Origin of the sequence: Shewanella sp. POL2 (genome assembly GCF_000282755.1) — a bacterium.
GTDB classification, from domain to species: Bacteria; Pseudomonadota; Gammaproteobacteria; order Enterobacterales; family Shewanellaceae; genus Shewanella; species Shewanella xiamenensis.
Genome location: NZ_AKZL01000226.1, coordinates 1 through 354, shown reverse-complemented (window position 1 = coordinate 354; position 354 = coordinate 1). Strand labels below are relative to the sequence as shown.

Genomic DNA, 354 nt, shown 5'->3' with positions numbered 1-354 from the left:
TCATTGGTGCCGACGATGGTGATGGTCACCAGTTGATCAACCCAGGCGCCCTTGTCATCGGTGACGCGCACGGTGAAGGTGAGCTGTTGGCTCTGACCTTCCGCTAAGGCTTGGGTGGCGGCCTTGGTGTTGTCTAAGGTGTAGGTCCACTTACCAGTGGCATCGACGCTGAAGCTGCCATATGTCGTATCTGGCGTGCCTTGTACACTCCAGGTTTGGGTGGCGCCGTTGTCGACATCGGTGGCCGAGAGCTGACCGGTGGCGGTAGGTGTGCCAGCGACATCGGTGCCGTCATCCAAATCACCGGCTTCCACCACGCTGCCCACTAACTGGGTGGCATTGTTGGTGATAACT

The 354-nt window shown here is 58.8% G+C and carries 1 protein-coding gene; it reads right to left on the bottom strand.

Annotated features, from left to right (window positions below):
- Window positions 1-354, bottom strand: a 354-nt coding sequence (locus SHEWPOL2_RS22175; RefSeq protein ID WP_037431942.1) for a VCBS domain-containing protein, incomplete at both ends; no start/stop codon positions are given.